Origin of the sequence: Sulfitobacter sp. HGT1 (assembly GCF_013282155.1) — a bacterium.
GTDB lineage: Bacteria > Pseudomonadota > Alphaproteobacteria > Rhodobacterales > Rhodobacteraceae > Sulfitobacter.
Genome location: NZ_BLWI01000010.1, coordinates 189,719 through 206,212, shown reverse-complemented (window position 1 = coordinate 206,212; position 16,494 = coordinate 189,719). Strand labels below are relative to the sequence as shown.

16 protein-coding genes and 2 tRNA genes are annotated in these 16,494 nt (G+C 59.4%); 11 read left to right on the top strand and 7 right to left on the bottom strand.

Annotated features, from left to right (window positions below):
• Positions 1 to 129: 129 nt before the first annotated feature.
• The 3 genes from HGT1_RS11020 to HGT1_RS11010 are packed head-to-tail and all read right to left on the bottom strand — an operon-like array spanning position 130 to position 2,516.
• Positions 130 to 1,209, bottom strand: coding sequence for a dihydropteroate synthase (locus HGT1_RS11020; protein WP_176249992.1), 1,080 nt, complete (start codon positions 1,207 to 1,209; stop codon positions 130 to 132).
• Between the two features lie 25 nt (positions 1,210 to 1,234).
• Positions 1,235 to 2,164 (bottom strand): methylenetetrahydrofolate reductase, encoded by a 930-nt coding sequence (locus HGT1_RS11015; RefSeq protein WP_176249991.1) that lies wholly within the window; start codon positions 2,162 to 2,164, stop codon positions 1,235 to 1,237.
• Positions 2,165 to 2,219: 55 nt separating this feature from the next.
• Positions 2,220 to 2,516: a virulence factor gene (locus HGT1_RS11010; protein ID WP_176249990.1), complete on the bottom strand. Its 297-nt coding sequence runs from the start codon at positions 2,514 to 2,516 to the stop codon at positions 2,220 to 2,222.
• Between the two features lie 263 nt (positions 2,517 to 2,779).
• On the opposite strand from HGT1_RS11010, the gene HGT1_RS11005 reads away from it, so the two are divergent.
• From HGT1_RS11005 to HGT1_RS10960, 10 genes are all read left to right on the top strand, one after another.
• On the top strand, positions 2,780 to 3,895 hold the full coding sequence (locus HGT1_RS11005; RefSeq protein ID WP_176249989.1) for a Ppx/GppA phosphatase family protein: 1,116 nt from the start codon (positions 2,780 to 2,782) through the stop codon (positions 3,893 to 3,895).
• Positions 3,895 to 4,719, top strand: coding sequence for an RlmE family RNA methyltransferase (locus HGT1_RS11000; protein ID WP_255200172.1), 825 nt, complete (start codon positions 3,895 to 3,897; stop codon positions 4,717 to 4,719). The genes HGT1_RS11005 and HGT1_RS11000 overlap by 1 nt, the downstream gene beginning before the upstream one ends.
• A gap of 256 nt (positions 4,720 to 4,975) precedes the next feature.
• Entirely contained in the window at positions 4,976 to 7,837 is a 2,862-nt protein-coding gene (locus tag HGT1_RS10995) for a monovalent cation/H+ antiporter subunit A (protein WP_176249988.1), read from the top strand.
• Position 7,838: 1 nt separating this feature from the next.
• Positions 7,839 to 8,189, top strand: a complete 351-nt coding sequence (locus tag HGT1_RS10990) for a Na+/H+ antiporter subunit C (RefSeq protein ID WP_176249987.1) — start codon at positions 7,839 to 7,841, stop codon at positions 8,187 to 8,189.
• Positions 8,186 to 9,835 carry a monovalent cation/H+ antiporter subunit D gene (locus tag HGT1_RS10985; RefSeq protein ID WP_176249986.1) on the top strand — a complete coding sequence of 550 codons (1,650 nt, stop codon included), beginning with the start codon at positions 8,186 to 8,188 and terminating at the stop codon, positions 9,833 to 9,835. Before HGT1_RS10990 ends, HGT1_RS10985 begins: the two co-directional genes overlap by 4 nt.
• Before the next feature lies 1 nt (position 9,836).
• Positions 9,837 to 10,328, top strand: coding sequence for a Na+/H+ antiporter subunit E (locus tag HGT1_RS10980; protein ID WP_176249985.1), 492 nt, complete (start codon positions 9,837 to 9,839; stop codon positions 10,326 to 10,328).
• The gene (locus HGT1_RS10975; RefSeq protein WP_176249984.1) at positions 10,325 to 10,594 is read left to right on the top strand and encodes a K+/H+ antiporter subunit F; all 270 of its coding nucleotides are present in this window, start codon (positions 10,325 to 10,327) and stop codon (positions 10,592 to 10,594) included. The genes HGT1_RS10980 and HGT1_RS10975 overlap by 4 nt, the downstream gene beginning before the upstream one ends.
• A 7-nt stretch (positions 10,595 to 10,601) precedes the next feature.
• Entirely contained in the window at positions 10,602 to 10,946 is a 345-nt protein-coding gene (locus tag HGT1_RS10970; RefSeq protein ID WP_176249983.1) for a Na+/H+ antiporter subunit G, read from the top strand.
• Between the two features lie 186 nt (positions 10,947 to 11,132).
• A tRNA-Asp gene (locus tag HGT1_RS10965) sits at positions 11,133 to 11,209 on the top strand.
• A gap of 180 nt (positions 11,210 to 11,389) precedes the next feature.
• Positions 11,390 to 11,466, top strand: a tRNA-Asp gene (locus HGT1_RS10960).
• A 165-nt stretch (positions 11,467 to 11,631) separates the two neighbouring features.
• Here HGT1_RS10960 and HGT1_RS10955 read toward each other — a convergent pair.
• The 4 genes from HGT1_RS10955 to HGT1_RS10940 form a co-directional block, all read right to left on the bottom strand.
• Positions 11,632 to 13,008, bottom strand: a complete 1,377-nt coding sequence (locus HGT1_RS10955) for a M20/M25/M40 family metallo-hydrolase (RefSeq protein WP_176249982.1) — start codon at positions 13,006 to 13,008, stop codon at positions 11,632 to 11,634.
• A gap of 75 nt (positions 13,009 to 13,083) precedes the next feature.
• The gene (locus HGT1_RS10950) at positions 13,084 to 13,725 is read right to left on the bottom strand and encodes a TetR/AcrR family transcriptional regulator (protein ID WP_255200171.1); all 642 of its coding nucleotides are present in this window, start codon (positions 13,723 to 13,725) and stop codon (positions 13,084 to 13,086) included.
• Between the two features lie 26 nt (positions 13,726 to 13,751).
• Positions 13,752 to 14,552, bottom strand: coding sequence for a DUF2145 domain-containing protein (locus HGT1_RS10945; RefSeq protein WP_176249981.1), 801 nt, complete (start codon positions 14,550 to 14,552; stop codon positions 13,752 to 13,754).
• Positions 14,549 to 14,893, bottom strand: a complete 345-nt coding sequence (locus tag HGT1_RS10940; RefSeq protein ID WP_176249980.1) for a hypothetical protein — start codon at positions 14,891 to 14,893, stop codon at positions 14,549 to 14,551. Before HGT1_RS10940 ends, HGT1_RS10945 begins: the two co-directional genes overlap by 4 nt.
• A gap of 304 nt (positions 14,894 to 15,197) precedes the next feature.
• Here HGT1_RS10940 and hemA point away from each other — a divergent pair, with 304 nt between their 5' ends.
• The gene (gene hemA, locus HGT1_RS10935) at positions 15,198 to 16,421 is read left to right on the top strand and encodes a 5-aminolevulinate synthase (RefSeq protein WP_176249979.1); all 1,224 of its coding nucleotides are present in this window, start codon (positions 15,198 to 15,200) and stop codon (positions 16,419 to 16,421) included.
• Positions 16,422 to 16,494 lie beyond the last annotated feature (73 nt).

Genomic DNA, 16,494 nt, shown 5'->3' with positions numbered 1-16,494 from the left:
AGCCGGTCGTGGAGGGCCACTAAGGCCTGCATAGCCGCCCTCAAAAAACCCACACACCGTCAAAGAAAAAGCCCCTGAAAGACCAACGTCTTCAGGGGCTTCCCAACTCAAATCGCGGTAAGTTAGACCTTACCCCCGACGGCGTCCGCCGACACGGCCTGCGCGGCCGCGGCCTTCTTGGCCGGCTTTGGGCGCGACTTTGTTGAACTTGATCCATTCGGTGCCGTTCGGGTCGCGGTCATAGAGGAAGTTGGCAGCGCGGATGGCTTCCATTTCCTTGCCCGGGGTCGCTTTGGTGGACCCCAGGCCGAACAGGGTCACGAATGTCTCGTCGTCGATATCCTCGGGCAGGATGATGCCAGCGGCCATGATCAGCGCCTTGTGTTCGGCGATTTTGGTCTGGTTTACGGGCAGGGTGATCGGGTTCATGATCGCCGATGTCATGCCGGCCCCCATGGCCATGGGCAGGAACGCGTTGTTGATGCCGTGACGGTTGGGCAGGCCAAAGCTGATGTTGGAGGCACCGCAGGTGGTGTTCACGCCCAATTCCTCGCGCAGGCGGCGCACAAGGGTGAATACCTGATGACCAGCCGTTGCCATGGCACCGATGGGCATGACCAGCGGGTCAACCACGATATCATGGGCGGGAATGCCGAAATCAGCGGCGCGTTCCACGATCTTTTTGGCGACGTTGAAGCGTACATCGGGGTCTTCGGAAATACCGGTGTCATCGTTAGAAATCGCCACAACCGGCACGTTGTATTTCTTGACCAGCGGCAACACCAGCTCAAGGCGCTCTTCTTCGCCGGTGACCGAGTTCAGCAGCGGGCGCCCTTCGGCAGCGGCAAGGCCGTTTTCCAGCGCGCCGGGGACCGAGCTGTCGATGCACAGCGGGATGTCGACCACGCGCTGCACGACTTCGATCAACTGGCGCATCAACGTGGGTTCGACAAAGTTGTTATCCGCATAGCGGGGGTCTTCGGCCATCTTGTTTGAGAACACTGCGCCGGAGTTCACATCGAGGATGTTGGCACCCGCAGCCGCTTGGGCAATGGCGTCTGCCTCGACACGGCTGAAATCATCGCGCTCCAGTTCTTCGGCCAGAATTTTGCGACCCGTGGGGTTGATGCGTTCCCCGATGACGCAGAAAGGCTCGTCAAAGCCGATGATCGCTGATTTGGTTTTGGATTCGACGACGGTTCTGGTCATGGTTGTTCTTTCTGTAAGACGGAAATTATACGGCGTTGGCAGGTTGCGCTGCGGTACCGCCATTTTCAATGGCCCAGTTTGCATTGGCTTTGATCCCGCCCAGCGGGAAGAAATGCACATGGGTCACGTTAAAGTCGGGGTTGGCGGCTTTTTGGGCGGCCAGTTGGGTGATCACATCTGTCGGCTCGTAGGGCAACAGCAGTTTCGTCACATCCATCGCGCGCTTTTGCAGCACCTTGAGCGACGGGCCGACACCGCAGGCGATGGCGAATTTGATCAGGGTTTGCAGCTTGGCCGGGCCTGCGATGCCGATGTGGATCGGCAGGTCGATCCCTGCGTGTTTCAGGCTGTCGGCCCATTCGATGATCGGCTGTGCGTCAAAGGCGAATTGGGTGGCGATGGCCATTTTTGCATCTGTGCGTTCGGAAAACCCCTGTTTCCAGCGCAGCGCATCATCGACGCGCAGGCGGCCTCCGTCGGTGTCGATGTCGCGGTTGCCTTCGGGGTGGCCCGCGATGTGCAGCCGTTCAAACCCGTGCTTGTCGAACAATCCGGTGTCCATCAGCTGCATGCTGTCGCTGAAATCACCATGCGGCGTCGTAACGCCACCGGCGAGCAGCAACGCCTGTTTTACGTCGGCCTCGCCCTGATACATGGCGATCCAGTTTTCCAGCGTGGCCTTATCCTTGATGATCCGCGCGGGCATGTGCGGCATCACCTTAAACCCGTCCGCATTCAGACGCGCGGCGGTGGCGACCATATCCTCAATGGGCGTGCCCTCGATATGGGCGATATAGACACGGGTGCCCGCGGGCAGCAGATCGCGAAAGTTTTCAACCTTCTCGGCGGTGCGCGGCATCACTTCGATGGAGTAATCCTGCAAGAACGCCTCGACCTCCCGGTTGGGCATGTCGGGGGCAGGGGCTTCTTTGCGTCGAAAATTGAGAAGAGCCATGAGCGTGTCTTTCATGAAGGGGATCAACTTTGGAACTCGGGTCGGGGCATGGGGGTCAGGCCCAGCCGTCTTTTGCAATCAGCGCCTTGATGCGGTCGCGGTCGTATTCGGCATCAATGCGGGCGGCTTCGGCATCGGCAACGGCATCCGGTTCACCCTCGACAGTGTAAGGGTCCGCCTTGCGCCATTCCGCCAGATAGGCATCGGAATCTTCGGCACCGATCTTCATGGCGGCGCGGTCAATCGCTTGTTCGAACCGTTCGGGCAGCGCCCGTTTCGATCCGCGACGGCCTTTGCCGACAATCACCTGCGCTGGAATATCACGCCAATAAACGATGGTAACTTCTGGCATGATCGATTCCCTTGATTGCACTAGAGTTTTTCTAGCGTTTGTTGATCTGTCCCCGTCGCCGTTTTTCGACACTCAAAACGGCGTCTGCGACGTAGCCACAGTACACCGGCATGTCCCAAGGGGCGAGGGGACGAAGCCCTCATAATTCTCAAGATGGTTGTGAGGTGCATCACATGCAGGCGCTACAAACTTGGTGTTTCCCGCTTGCTCATGGGCGTGGGAAACACTACCTTAAGGGCAACTCGTAATGAAAGGCGCAAACCATGGCGCCACAGCGTCCCAAAGGTGCGGGCGCGCTCGATATACCGCCGGCTCTGAGCCCCGCGCCAGTTCCGCCCAGATCGACCGAACTCTATGCGGCCCTTGATCTGGGCACAAATAGTTGTCGCATGTTGATCGCTCAACCTAAGGGGAGCGGTTTTCATGTCGTCGACAGTTTCTCGAAGTCCGTCCAGCTTGGGGCGGGGCTTGAGAAGACCGGGCGATTGTCGCGCGGATCGATGACGCGTACCATTCAGGCATTGCGCATCTGTCAGCAGAAACTGCGCCGCAACAAAGTGCGCCGGATGCGTCTGGTCGCAACCGAAGCCTGTCGCCGTGCCAGCAATGGTGCGGAGTTCATGGCGCGGATCCAGCGTGAAACCGGCCTGAAGCTGGACATCATCAAACCCGAGGAAGAAGCCCAACTGGCGGTGATTTCCTGTGCGCCGCTGGTGAACCGCAAAACCCACAACCTGCTCGTCGTCGATATCGGCGGCGGATCGACGGAACTGGTCTGGATCGACATCTCAAAGGTGCCTAAGGCAGACCGCGCGCGGTCGATTATGCGGCTGCATGGCGGGTTCAATCAGGCCAAGACCGGCATCCCCGAGGCCCGCGTGGTTGACTGGATCAGCGTGCCCTTGGGCGTCGCCACCTTGCGCGACCAGTTTTCCGATGTTGAAGACGACGCGGCGCGTTTCGCCTTGATGAGCTGGTTCTTCGAGGAAAACCTGCAAAGCTTTACCCCCTATCAATCCACCCAGTCGCAGGATCATTTCCAGATCGTTGGCACATCGGGCACGGTCACCACTGTTGCTGCCAGCCATTTGGGGCTAAAGCGCTATGACCGGACCAAGGTCGACGGCCTGCGGATGAGCAGTGCGCAGATCGACAAGGTCATTCATTCCTATCTGGCGATGGGGCCGGGGGGGCGACGTGCCGACCCGCGTATCGGACAAGACCGTCAGGCGTTGATCATGTCGGGGGCTGCGATCTTGCAGGCCTTGATGCGGTGCTGGCCGACCAATAGATTAAGTGTTGCAGACCGTGGTCTGCGCGAGGGGCTGCTGTATGCCCAGATGAGCGCGGATGGCGTTTTGGAAGAAGGACCAAACTGATGGACAAGACACCAAGCGGCAAGACGCCAACCGGAAAGACACCGACAGGCAAGACACCGACAGGCAAGACATCAGGTGGCAAAACCCCAACCGGCAAGAACACCTCGGGGCGCGGTCAGCGTGACCTGAAGGTCAAGGTGAAGTCGGCCCGTGGCCGCAAGCTGAGCTCGACCCGCTGGTTGCAGCGTCAGTTGAACGACCCCTATGTGAAACGCGCCAATGCCGAAGGCTATCGTGGCCGCGCGGCCTATAAGATCATGGAACTGGATGACAAATTCCGCTTTCTGGTTCCCGGTGCGCGCATCGTCGATCTGGGGGCTGCCCCCGGCGGGTGGTGTCAGGTCGCGGTGAAACGTTGCAACGTCTTGGGCGAAAAGAAGGGCAAGAACGTCGGCACCATTCTGGGCATCGACCTGCAAGAGATGGAGCCGATTGCGGGCTGTGAATTGCACGTGCTTGATTTCATGGAGGACGATGCCGACCAGATCGTCAAAGGCTGGCTGGGTGGCAAGGCCGATGTGGTCATGTCCGACATGGCGGCGTCCAGTTCGGGCCACAAACAGACCGACCACAACCGGATCATCGCCCTATGCGAGGCCGCGGCCTATTTCGCTTTTGATGTGCTGGAAGAAGGCGGCACCTTTGTTGCCAAGGTTTTGGCCGGTGGTGCCGAGGGCGATTTGCAAAAGCTGCTGAAACGCCGCTTTACCAAGGTCTTGAACATCAAACCGCCCGCAAGCCGTCAGGACAGTTCCGAGAAATTTGTCGTGGCGACCGGTTTCAAGGGGCCTTTGAGCGATGACGAGGAACCGGGGCAGGGGTGAATCACCTGACGCCCGACCGGATTTCGTGCTGATCCGTGGTGCGGACAAATTGTCCGGTTTCGCGAATTTTCAACCCATAGGCGCGATCACCCCTTTATTCCGCAAGCCGTAGTACTATCTCAGACAATCGGCTGTTCGGCGCAGGGTGATCGCCGCGTATTTCCTGCGGGAAAATCATTGAAAAAGCGGTCGTTTCGGCGGAAATTCGGAAATTAAGGGCTGGTTGTTTTCGCACTGCTCGCCGATAGTTGCGGCCATGTCTTTATTTTTGATTATTGCCCTCCCGTTTCTTGGCGCATTGCTGCCCGGTCTGATGATTCAGGCCGGCCGTCAAAGCTGCTTTATCATCACATTTCTGGTGACCGCCTCTGCGGCGATCGGGCTTGCGACCCACGCGCCCGCCGTTCTGGCAGGGGAGGTCGTGACCGCCCAGTTGAACTGGTTGCCGTCGCTTGGGCTGAACGTGAACCTGTTCCTTGATCCGTTGGGCCTGATGTTCGCGGGGTTGATCCTGGGGATCGGGCTGCTGATCATCACCTATGCGCGGTTCTATCTGTCGCGTGACGACAATATGGGCGAGTTTTACACCTATCTGCTGCTGTTTCAGGGCGCGATGGTCGGGATCGTTCTGTCTGACAACATCTTGATGTTGCTGATTTTCTGGGAACTGACGTCGCTGTCGTCCTTCCTGCTGATCGGATTTTGGAAACATACTGCCGACGGGCGCCAAGGGGCGCGTATGGCGCTGACGGTGACCGGCATGGGCGGGCTGGCCTTGATCGGTGGCATGATGCTTCTGGGGCAGATCGCGGGCAGCTACGACCTGACCACGATCCTTGAAAACCGCGATCTGATCCAGGCCTCGCCGCTTTATGTGCCGGCGCTGATCCTGATCCTGATCGGCTGTTTCACCAAATCCGCGCAATTCCCGTTCCATTTCTGGCTGCCCCACGCGATGGCGGCCCCGACACCGGTTTCGGCCTATCTGCATTCGGCCACCATGGTGAAGGCGGGGTTGTTCCTGATGGCGCGGCTGTGGCCTGTTCTGTCTGGCACTGACATCTGGGTGATTTTGGTTTGCTCTGCCGGTTTGATCACGATGGTCCTAGGCGCGGTGATTGCTCTGTTCAAAGACGATCTCAAGGCGCTGCTGGCGTTCTCGACCGTGTCGCATCTGGGGTTGATCACCTTCCTTTTGGGGACGGGGACCGCCTTTGGCGCGATGGCGGCGGTGTTTCACATCCTGAACCACGCCAGCTTTAAGGCCGCCTTGTTCATGTCGGCGGGCATCGTTGATCACGCCCTGCACACACGCGATATGAAACGGCTGGGCGGCTTGCGCCGCTTGATGCCGCTGACTTTTGCCGTGGCCACGATTGCCGCGCTGTCGATGGCGGGCATCCCGCTGCTGAACGGGTTCCTGTCCAAGGAAATGATGCTGGAAGAGGCGTATCACACCACGCTTTTCGGCTCTCCTTATCTGGTGGCCGCCGTGGCGACACTGGGCGCGCTGTTCTCGGCGGCCTATAGCTTTCGCTTTATTGCCCATACGTTTTTGGGCCCCGTGCGCGATGATTACCCACACGCGCCCCATGATCCGCAGGTCGGTTTGCTGCTGCCGCCAGCCTTGTTGATCATTCCGGTGATCGCCATCGGTGTTGCACCGTTTCTGGCAGAACCCTTTGTGAAGACCGTGACCCAAGCGGTGATCGGCAATGCCGCCGAATTGCCTGATGCGCATTTCAAGATCTGGCATGGTCTGGTGCCTGCGCTTTGGATGTCGGTGATTGCTGTGGTCGGCGGTCTGATCCTGCTGGCGGCATTTGCCCCGCTGGCAAAGCTCTGGGCCGCCACGCCGCGCCCGGAGGCCAAGGCGATCTTTGACCGGATCATCGCTGCCGCTGTTGCCTTTGCGGATGTCTTTGCGGACCGGCTGCACAACAGTTCCTTTACCCGCTACGCCGCCATATTCACCACATCCGTGATCGCCGTTGCGACCCATGCGTGGTTTACCGGCGTCAACGCGGCACCCACCCGCGAAATGCTGGCGATCACGCCGGTTGCCTTTGCGGGGTGGCTGATGCTGATCCTTGCCACCGGATTTCTGGTGACCGTCCATCGCAACCGCCTTGCGACGCTGATCCTGATGGGGATCGTCGGGTTGATGGTGTCGGTCGGGTTCAACTATTTCTCGGCCCCCGATCTGGCGCTTACGCAAATCTCGGTCGAGGTGGTGACGATTGTGCTGTTGCTGCTGGCGTTGAACTTTTTGCCCAACGTCACGCCGATTGAATCGACAGTGGCACACCGCACCCGCGATATCGTGTTGTCGCTGGCAGGGGGCATCGCGGCAACGGGGCTGATCTATACGATGCTGATGTCCGATTTCCCGATCGCCTCGATCTCGGAATACCATCTGGCCAATTCCTATAAGGGCGGTGGCGGTACCAATGTGGTGAACGTGATCCTCGTTGATTTCCGTGGCTTTGATACCTTTGGCGAAATCATCGTGCTGGGGATTGCAGCGCTGGTGATCTATGCCCTGACCGAAGCCTTGCTGGCGGGGCCTGTGCGCGCGCGGTTGCTGAACCGTGGCTATGAAGAAGCCCGCGCAGGCGATGCACACCCGTTGATGATGGTTGTCTTGACCCGCGTGTTGATGCCCGTGGTGTTGATGGTCGGTGTCTTTATCTTCCTGCGCGGCCACAACGAACCGGGTGGCGGGTTCATCGCCGGACTGGTCGTGGCGATTGCGGTCTTGATGCAATATATGGCCAGCGGGTTCAGCTGGGCGGACCGGCGCCAGCGCTATCCCTATCACGGGATCATCGGGGCAGGGGTGCTGTGTGCGGGTCTGACCGGTATCGGCGCATGGTTTGCCGGCGCGCCGTTCCTGTCCTCGGCCTTTGGTTATTTCCGCATCCCCCCGATGGAGAAATTCGAACTGGCAACCGCGATGGGCTTTGATCTGGGTGTCTTCCTGGCCGTGGTCGGTGCGGTGATGCTGTCGCTGGAAAGCTTCTCGCGGCTGGGACGTCGTGCCGGGATCGAAGAAAGCGACTATGCGATGGATATCGACCCGTCCCGTACCGAAACCTTAACGGGAGGGGAGAGCTGATATGGAGCTTTTGCTAGCAACAGCGATCGGCGCTTTGACGGCTGCGGGTATCTATATGATCCTGCGTTTGCGCAGCTTTCCTGTGATTATCGGGACATCCTTGCTTAGCTATGCGGTGAATGTGTTCCTGTTCGCGTCGGGACGGTTGGCGTTGAATGCGCCGCCTGTTCTGCGCGACGGCGTCGAAGTCTACACCGATCCGCTGCCCCAGGCCCTGGTGCTGACGGCGATTGTGATTTCCTTTGGCATGACGGCCGTGATCGTGATGATCGCTGTCGGGTCTTACCTCAGCTCGGATGATGATCTGGTGAACGACCCCGACGCGGATCACAAGAAGGGGGATGCGGCATGACCCATTGGCTGATCCTTCCGATCCTTGTGCCTGCCATGCTGGCCGCGATGCTGGTGCTGGTGGCGCGCTATCACCTGACGATCCAGCGGGTGTTCTCGGTTGCGGGGGCACTGGTGTTGCTGGGGCTGGCGCTTGGTCTGTTCTGGCAGGCGTCTGACGGCACCGTCAGCCTGTATTTGCTGGGCAACTGGTCTGCGCCCTTTGGCATCGTGCTGGTCGCTGACCGTCTGTCGACCTTGATGGTGCTGCTGACCTGCGTGCTGGCCTTGCCTGTCTTGCTTTATGCCATCGGGTCGGGCTGGGACGAACGCGGGCAGCATTTTCACCCGCTGTTCCAATTCCAGCTGATGGGCATTATCGGGGCTTTCCTGACCGGCGACATCTTTAACCTTTTCGTATTTTTCGAGGTTCTGCTGATCGCGTCCTACGGGTTGATGATCCATGCGGGCGGGCCAAAGCGGCTGCGGGCAGGGACGCAATATGTGCTGTATAACCTGTTGGGATCGACCCTGTTCCTGTTTGCGCTTGGCACGCTTTATGCGGAAACCGGCACGTTGAATATGGCCGATCTGGCGGTGCGTGTGGCGACGCTGGATGCGGCCAATAGCGCGGGCATTCGTGTGGCCGCCGTGACGTTGCTGATGGTCTTTGCGGTCAAGGCCGCGATCCTGCCGCTGCATTTCTGGCTGCCTGCCAGCTATTCCGAGGCACCTGCGCCCGTGGCCGCCCTGTTTGCGATCATGACCAAGGTGGGGGCCTATTGCATCATCCGCATCTTCACGCTGGTCTTCCCCCCCGATCTTGAGATCACCCAAGGGCTGTTCGATCTATGGCTGATCCCTGCCGCCTTGCTGACCGTCGCGTTGGGCATGTTGGGCGTGTTGGGGGCCAAACGCGTTGACCGCATGGTCGCGTTTTCGGTGATCGGGTCAATGGGGATGCTGCTGGCTGCGGTGGCGGTGTTCACGCCCACGGGTGTCACGGCCGCGCTTTATTATGCGATCCATTCCACCTTTGCCGCTGCGGCGTTGTTCTTGCTGGTCGATGTGATCCGGTCGCGTCGCGGTGCTGCCGGTGTCAGCTTTGACGTGGCCCCCCCGATTGTGGGCGGTGCACTGGTGGCGGGCATGTTCTTTGTCGCGGCGATTGGCATGACGGGTCTGCCGCCGCTGTCGGGGTTCATCGGCAAGCTGCTGATCTTGGATGCGGCGCGGGCGTCTGACCTGATGTGGTGGATCTGGGGCACAATTCTGGTCGGCTCGCTGGTCGCGGTGGTCGGGTTTGCCCGTGCAGGCAGCGTGGTGTTCTGGAAGGCCCATCAACCGGTTGATACGGCCGAGGAAATGGCCGAACCCGAAGCCGTGCCAGCCTCCGTACTGCCGATGGTGTCGATCGGGGCCTTGCTGGCTTTGCTGATGGCGCTGACTGTTGCCGCGGGGCCGGTGACGCGGGTGTTGCAAGCGACCTCGGCGCAGCTGTTCAACCCCGAGGCCTATATCGCTGTGGTGCTGACCACGCCGGGCAAGCAGATCAACGATGACCACGGGGGCGAAAAACACGGGGGCGAAAAACACGAGACCGAAGAACCCAAGCCCGCCGACAATGCCGACGCCATAGCCCCGGCAGCCGCGAAAAAGGATCACTGATATGCGCGCACGTCTGTTTCCGCATCCCCTGTTGACCGTGTTGCTGGCGATTGTCTGGTGCCTGCTGGTGAACGAGGTAAAGCTGGGCACGGTGGTGTTCGGCATCCTCCTTGGTCTGCTGATCCCAATTGTGACCGCTGCCTATTGGCCTGACCGCCCGCCGGTCGGACGGCCGATCAAACTGCTGTCCTATCTAGTGCTGGTGATCTGGGATATTCTTGTCGCCAATGTCGTGGTGGCGATGATCGTGCTGTTCAAAAGCAACAAGAACATGCGCCCGCAATGGGTCGTGATCCCCCTTGATCTGCGCACCCCCGAGGCGATTACGATGCTCGCGGGCACCATCACCCTGACACCGGGCACCGTCAGCGCAGACCTGTCCGATGACGGCAGGGCGTTGCTGGTCCATGCGCTGGATGCCGAAGACCCCGACGCGGTGCGCGATGACATCAAACAGCGCTACGAGCGCCGACTAAAGGAGATTTTCGAATGATCCTGATGGCTTTGAACTTTGCATTTGTTGCCGTGGCATTGTCACAGCTTTTGGCGATGCTGCGCCTTGTCAAAGGGCCCTCGACCGGGGACAGGATTTTGGCGCTGGATACGATGGTGATCAACGCAATCGCGCTGATTATCCTGCTTGGGATGCGTCTTGGCACCCAGGTCTATTTTGAAAGCGCGTTGATCATTGCGATGCTGGGTTTTGTATCCACCGTCGCCATCGCGCGATTTGTTTTGCGGGGTGATATCATTGAATGATCTTGGCATGATAACCGAAGCCATCATTGCCGCATTGCTGGTGATTGGCGCGTTCTTTACCTTGGTTGGCTCCATCGGGCTGATCAAGCTGGACAATTGCATGTCGCGCCTGCACGGGCCCACCAAGGCCTCGACACTGGGGGTCGGGGCGCTTTTGCTGGCGTCGGTGGTCTATTCCTTCAACACCGCCGACGGGTCCGTCCACGAGATTCTGGTGATGGCGTTCCTGTTCGTCACAGCGCCGATTTCGGGCAATTTCATCGCCAAGGTGAACATGCACAGCCTGCGCGGCAAACAGGCCCTGCCACCGCCGCCCGATGACCATGTCTGGGGCACCTATTCAGAAAAATAACCATCAGCCCGCGCAGAAATGTGCGGGCTTTTTTGCAGGCTGTCGGCGTGCTGTTGGCCTTTGGTTGGTGGGGCTGAAATTATTTTCACCAAAACCCGACATCTTGTTAAAACCATGCTTGACGGGCGCAGGGCCAGACCCTATGACCACCCAACGCTTTGAAGTTTACGACAAAGCGTGCAGTGGGCGGTTGTAGCTCAGTTGGTTAGAGTACCGGCCTGTCACGCCGGGGGTCGCGGGTTCGAGCCCCGTCAACCGCGCCACCGCTGCATTTTTCAAAACATGCGCAGTCAGTTCACCCCCTCACGGGGTGCTGGCCGCGTGCGTTTCGACTGTTTGCTGGCCCTGAAAATACATCCGCAGCCTGCATGAATTTATTCCTGACATTTAGCGCGTTAATCGCTTGACCCCTGCGCGGGCTTGGCCTATTCCGCCCTCATCGCGCGGTTGTAGCTCAGCTGGTTAGAGTACCGGCCTGTCACGCCGGGGGTCGCGGGTTCGAGCCCCGTCAACCGCGCCACTATCTTCCCCTTCATTGGGTACGAAACGGACCACCCATCGGGTGGTCTTTTTCGTTTGTGGGGTGGGGGTCGCATTCAGCCGATATAGCGCAGCACCTGCCTGATTTGGGGCGCGGCATCGCATAGGGGCGGCGCGGTAAACCGGCACCGCCCCAAGCGTCGTTTTACGTCAAGGCGTCCAGAATCCGCGCCCAGCTGCGGATGCCTTTGTGGAAGCTCTCCATATCGTATTTTTCATTCGGAGAATGGATCGCGTCGTCGTCCTTGCCAAAGCCGATCAGAACCGGCGTGGTGTTCACGAGTTTTTGGAAATGCCCGGCAATCGGGATCGATCCGCCGCAACCGACATAGGCTGCGGGGATTTTCCATTCGTCGGTCAGCGCGTGGCGGGCTTTCTCAAAGGCGGGGTCTGTGGTCTCAAACACCGATCCGCCGCTGGCCCCGTGCGCGTGAAAGCTGACTTTGCAATCGGCGGGGATCATATCGGTGACCATTTTGCGGAAACTTTCGCGGATGGCGTGGGGGTCTTGATCGCCCACCAGACGGAAGCTGATTTTCGCATGGGCCTCGGAGGGCAGCACGGTCTTGAAACCCGCGCCGGTATAGCCGCTCCACATGCCGTTGACCTCGCAGGTGGGGCGCGACCAGATCATCTCGATCGGCATGCGGTCTTGTTCGCCGGCGGGCTGTGACAGGCCCACATCGCCCAGGAATGTGGCATGGTCAAAGGCAAGGCCCTGCCACTGCGCCTGAATGTCATCGGGCAGTTCGGGCACGCCGTCATAGAAACCGGGCACCGTGATGCGGCCCGTGTCGTCATGCAAGGACGCGATGATCTTTGCCAGGACGCGGGCAGGGTTCATCGCCACGCCGCCATACATGCCCGAATGCAGGTCCAGATCGGGGCCGGTGATGGTGATTTCCTCGCCCAGCAGACCGCGCAGCATGGTCACAATCGACGGCGTTTTGGACTGGAACATGCCGGTGTCGCAGATCATCGCATAATCGGCTGTCAGCTCGGCCGCGTTTTCTTTCATGAACGGGATCAGCGACGGGGACCCTGATTCTTCCTCGCCCTCAAGGAACATGGTGATGCGGCAGGGGAAATCGCCGTTGGTGGCCTTCCATGCGCGCAATGCCTCGACGATGGTCATCAACTGGCCCTTGTCATCCGCCGCACCGCGGCCCCGGATCACGCGACCTTTGGCGGTGTCTTCGATGGCGGGGTCGAACGGGTCGCGCTTCCACAGGTTCAGCGGGTCAACGGGCTGCACATCATAGTGGCCGTAAAACAGGATATGCGGCTTGTCGGCGGGACCGTCCACATGGCCCACCACCATCGGGTGGCCAGGGGTGGGGCGTTTGGTCGTTTCAATGCCGATGCTGTTGAGGTCTTCGACCAGCCAGTCGGCGGCGCGGTCACAATCGGCTTTGTAGGCGGGATCGGTCGAAATCGACGGGATGCGCAGCAGATCAAGCAGGCGATCGGTGGCGGCATCCAGATCGGTGTCGATCCGGGACAGAACTTCGCTAAGGGACATGGGGGAAACCTTTCATAAACATGGATTTTGCCGCGACCGTATCAGGGGCGCGCGCCATGTCTAGGGGTGCCCGTGTCAGTCGGCAGGAAAGCGGGTCAGCGCGGAATCGACCAGATCGGTGATGTATTTCTTGGCCAGTTCGGGCCGGATCGCGATGATCGTGGGCCGCGTGGCCAGCGACACAACCCCGTGCACCGACGCCCACAGCACCAAAAAGAACTGGCGGTGGATGTCCAATTTCGGGTCCGCTTCGCCAGCGGCGATCAGCATGTCCAGCAGCCCGCCCTGAAAATCACGGGCCTTGTCGTCTATTTCAAGCTCGGCGCGATATTCGAACATCAGCGACCAGCGGCGCGGTTCGGCCATGGCAAAGTCGAAATAGGCCTCGCCCAACGCAACAACGCGGGACCGTTTGTCGGGGGCCGCAGTATCAACCGCCGCCATCAGGCTGGAGGCCAGCATTTCGGCGCTGCGCGCGATGACAGACCGGATCACCTGATGCAGATCACCAAAGGCGTTATAAAGGGAGCCGACCGACACCTTGAGCTCTTGTGCCAGACGGCGCGCCGACAGGCCTTCGACCCCTTCGGCCAGAATAATCTGTTCCGCGATCAGAGTCGCGCGCGCGCGGATATCGGCAAGGTTGCGTTCGCGTCTGGATAGGGTGGGGGTGGGTTTTGGTGACATGGGGCGGGTGTGGAACAGGTCGGGCCCCATGTCAATTTGCTTGGATGCCAATTTGCCTAGATCCCGACGGCACGGGTCGGGGACAGGGTGTAGGATTTCGCCACCAGCTTGTTTTGTTTCATAAAGCGCAGGATTGATCCAAAGGTGGCGGTCCGGATTTGGGGGCCGTGGTCCTCGGTTGTCAGCGCCTTGGAAGCGAGCGGCGCGAAGCTCCGTTTCAGACCGCCAATCTTGATCACCTGCGGGGTGAAATGGGCGGTGATGTTCGATTTGATCTGCGCGGCATCACCAGTGTTGTAAAGCGCGGCCATCAGCACATCCAAGGTGTGTTCCGTACAGTTCTGGAACTGCCGCGTCTGGGGGTTGGACAGAACAGAATAGGATGTGTTGTGGAGCTTGCGATAGGTCGGGCTGGCGATCACCTTGAGCAATTTGCGTTGCAAGCGCGGATCGGGGATGATGATGCCGGCCTCAAGCGCATGGGCACCGGCAAAGAAGTCGGCAGGGCCATCTTGCACCAGACTGCTGCGCATTGGCTTATCGGCGTCTTGATACAGGTTATAGACACGGTAGCCCTGATAGCTGGACCCGTCCGCGCGCTTGATCTGCGAGAACACCCAGAATGCCACATGGGTATAGGTCACCCCTTGGGGAAGTTCGGAGGCACGGCGGCCTTTGCGGGCGACGATGGCGACACTGGCACCGCGGGCAGCCAGATCGACCTGCACCTTGTCTGAAAACGCGGCGACCTGTTCGGCTGGCAGTAGCGGCTTGCCCGCCTGACTGCTGCCCGCATCAACCGCAGCGGGCTGAACCGCGCACAGCGTCAGGGCCAGCGCCGTGACAAGCGCCTTCATCGTTTTGCCCCATATGTGCCGTCGAGCGTCGGGGGGCCATCAGGGGCGGGGGCCAATGTAACGGGTGTATCCAGGCTTTCGATTATTTGCGATCCGGCAGTCATTGCACCGTTGCCCGCACTTTGCAGGGCTGCGCCCGACAGGGACAATGTCGCGCCCACGACCATAAGCGGGACCGCAGCAACAGTTGCCGCACCAGAGACCACGGCCGCAGAGCCATGGCTGGCGGCGGCGGCGCTGTGGTTGGATGCCCGCGCGCTGTGTTGGGTGCTGCTGCCAGCAATCGCCATCGTGCCTGAAAGGGTCAGGGCGGTGGCGATCTGTACGATTTTCTTGAACATGTGATTCTCCAATTCATGAACAACGTTCACAATTGATAGGGGGTAAAATCGGCCCTGACAAAGGAAAAATGAACACCGTTCATAAAAATGATGAACGGCGCACAAACTTGATCTCGATCAAGGCATGAAAGGAGGAGGGGGCATATTACCGCCAAATTCGCCGGGGTTAAGGAACCCCTGCGACAATGCGGACAGATTAAAGCATTGAACCGAGGGTGTTAGAACTGTATTCATTCTAAAACACGAATATGGCGATTGGACCCTACGCCTTTAAGGTTCAGTCGAGCGTGAGGAGGAAGGCGCGATGGATTATACCAAACAGCTTGATCAGGCGATTGATCGTCTGCACGAGGAAGGGCGGTATCGCACCTTTATCGACATCGAGCGTCGCAAGGGCCAGTTCCCTCATGCGGTATGGACCCAGCCTGATGGTTCCGAAAAAGACATTACTGTTTGGTGTGGCAACGACTACCTTGGCATGGGTCAAAACCCTGTGGTTCTGGCCGCCATGCACGAAGCCCTTGATGCCACAGGCGCAGGGTCGGGCGGTACGCGCAATATTTCCGGCACCACCGTTTACCATAAACGCCTTGAGGCCGAGATCGCCGATCTTCATGGCAAGGAAGCGGCCCTGCTGTTCACCAGCGCCTATATCGCCAATGACGCGACGCTCAGCACCTTGCCCAAGCTGTTTCCGGGGCTGATCATCTATTCAGACGCGCTGAACCATGCGTCGATGATCGAAGGCGTGCGGCGCAATGGCGGCGCAAAGCGCATATTCCGTCACAACGATGTCGACCACCTGCGCGAATTGATCGCGGCTGACGATCCTGCTGCACCAAAGTTGATTGCATTTGAATCGATTTATTCGATGGACGGCGATTTCGGCCCGATCGAAGCGATTTGCGACCTTGCTGACGACGTCGGCGCATTGACCTATATCGACGAAGTCCACGCCGTTGGCATGTATGGCCCGCGCGGTGGCGGCGTTGCCGAACGCGACAACCTGATGCACCGTCTGGACATCATCAACGGCACATTGGCCAAGGCGTATGGCGTGATGGGCGGCTATATCGCCGGCTCTGCAAAAATGTGCGATGCGATCCGTTCCTATGCGCCCGGCTTTATCTTTACCACCTCCTTGCCTCCGGCTGTGGCGGCAGGGGCGGCGGCATCCGTCGCCTTTCTGAAAACCGCGCCGGAGCTGCGTGAAAAGCATCAGGAACAGGCAAAAATACTCAAGCTGCGGTTGAAAGGGTTGGGCCTGCCCATCATCGATCACGGCAGCCATATTGTGCCGGTGATTGTTGGCAATCCCGTCCACACCAAGATTTTGTCCGACATGTTGCTAGAGCAATATGGCATTTACGTGCAGCCGATCAACTTCCCGACTGTGCCGCGCGGCACGGAGCGTTTGCGCTTTACCCCGTCGCCCGTACATGGCCCGCGGGAAATGGACGGATTGGTCCACGCGATGGACGGGCTCTGGTCCCACTGTGCGCTGAATCGTGCCGAATTGGCGGGGTAACTACGTTTTTTCTTCGTAGCCCGTTGATTTATGTTAAAGATAAAGAAAGAAACAGCACAGCTCGAATCGTGAA

Coding starts and splice junctions, on each gene's coding strand:
- HGT1_RS11010 (WP_176249990.1), bottom strand. CDS start 2,516: ATGCCAGAAGTTACCATCGTTTATTGGCGTGATATTCCAGCGCAGGTG.
- HGT1_RS10970 (WP_176249983.1), top strand. CDS start 10,602: ATGATAACCGAAGCCATCATTGCCGCATTGCTGGTGATTGGCGCGTTC.
- HGT1_RS10990 (WP_176249987.1), top strand. CDS start 7,839: ATGGAGCTTTTGCTAGCAACAGCGATCGGCGCTTTGACGGCTGCGGGT.
- HGT1_RS10940 (WP_176249980.1), bottom strand. CDS start 14,893: ATGTTCAAGAAAATCGTACAGATCGCCACCGCCCTGACCCTTTCAGGC.
- hemA (WP_176249979.1), top strand. CDS start 15,198: ATGGATTATACCAAACAGCTTGATCAGGCGATTGATCGTCTGCACGAG.
- HGT1_RS11000 (WP_255200172.1), top strand. CDS start 3,895: ATGGACAAGACACCAAGCGGCAAGACGCCAACCGGAAAGACACCGACA.
- HGT1_RS10980 (WP_176249985.1), top strand. CDS start 9,837: ATGCGCGCACGTCTGTTTCCGCATCCCCTGTTGACCGTGTTGCTGGCG.
- HGT1_RS11015 (WP_176249991.1), bottom strand. CDS start 2,164: ATGGCTCTTCTCAATTTTCGACGCAAAGAAGCCCCTGCCCCCGACATG.
- HGT1_RS11020 (WP_176249992.1), bottom strand. CDS start 1,209: ATGACCAGAACCGTCGTCGAATCCAAAACCAAATCAGCGATCATCGGC.
- HGT1_RS11005 (WP_176249989.1), top strand. CDS start 2,780: ATGGCGCCACAGCGTCCCAAAGGTGCGGGCGCGCTCGATATACCGCCG.
- HGT1_RS10995 (WP_176249988.1), top strand. CDS start 4,976: ATGTCTTTATTTTTGATTATTGCCCTCCCGTTTCTTGGCGCATTGCTG.
- HGT1_RS10955 (WP_176249982.1), bottom strand. CDS start 13,008: ATGTCCCTTAGCGAAGTTCTGTCCCGGATCGACACCGATCTGGATGCC.
- HGT1_RS10950 (WP_255200171.1), bottom strand. CDS start 13,725: ATGGGGCCCGACCTGTTCCACACCCGCCCCATGTCACCAAAACCCACC.
- HGT1_RS10985 (WP_176249986.1), top strand. CDS start 8,186: ATGACCCATTGGCTGATCCTTCCGATCCTTGTGCCTGCCATGCTGGCC.
- HGT1_RS10975 (WP_176249984.1), top strand. CDS start 10,325: ATGATCCTGATGGCTTTGAACTTTGCATTTGTTGCCGTGGCATTGTCA.
- HGT1_RS10945 (WP_176249981.1), bottom strand. CDS start 14,552: ATGAAGGCGCTTGTCACGGCGCTGGCCCTGACGCTGTGCGCGGTTCAG.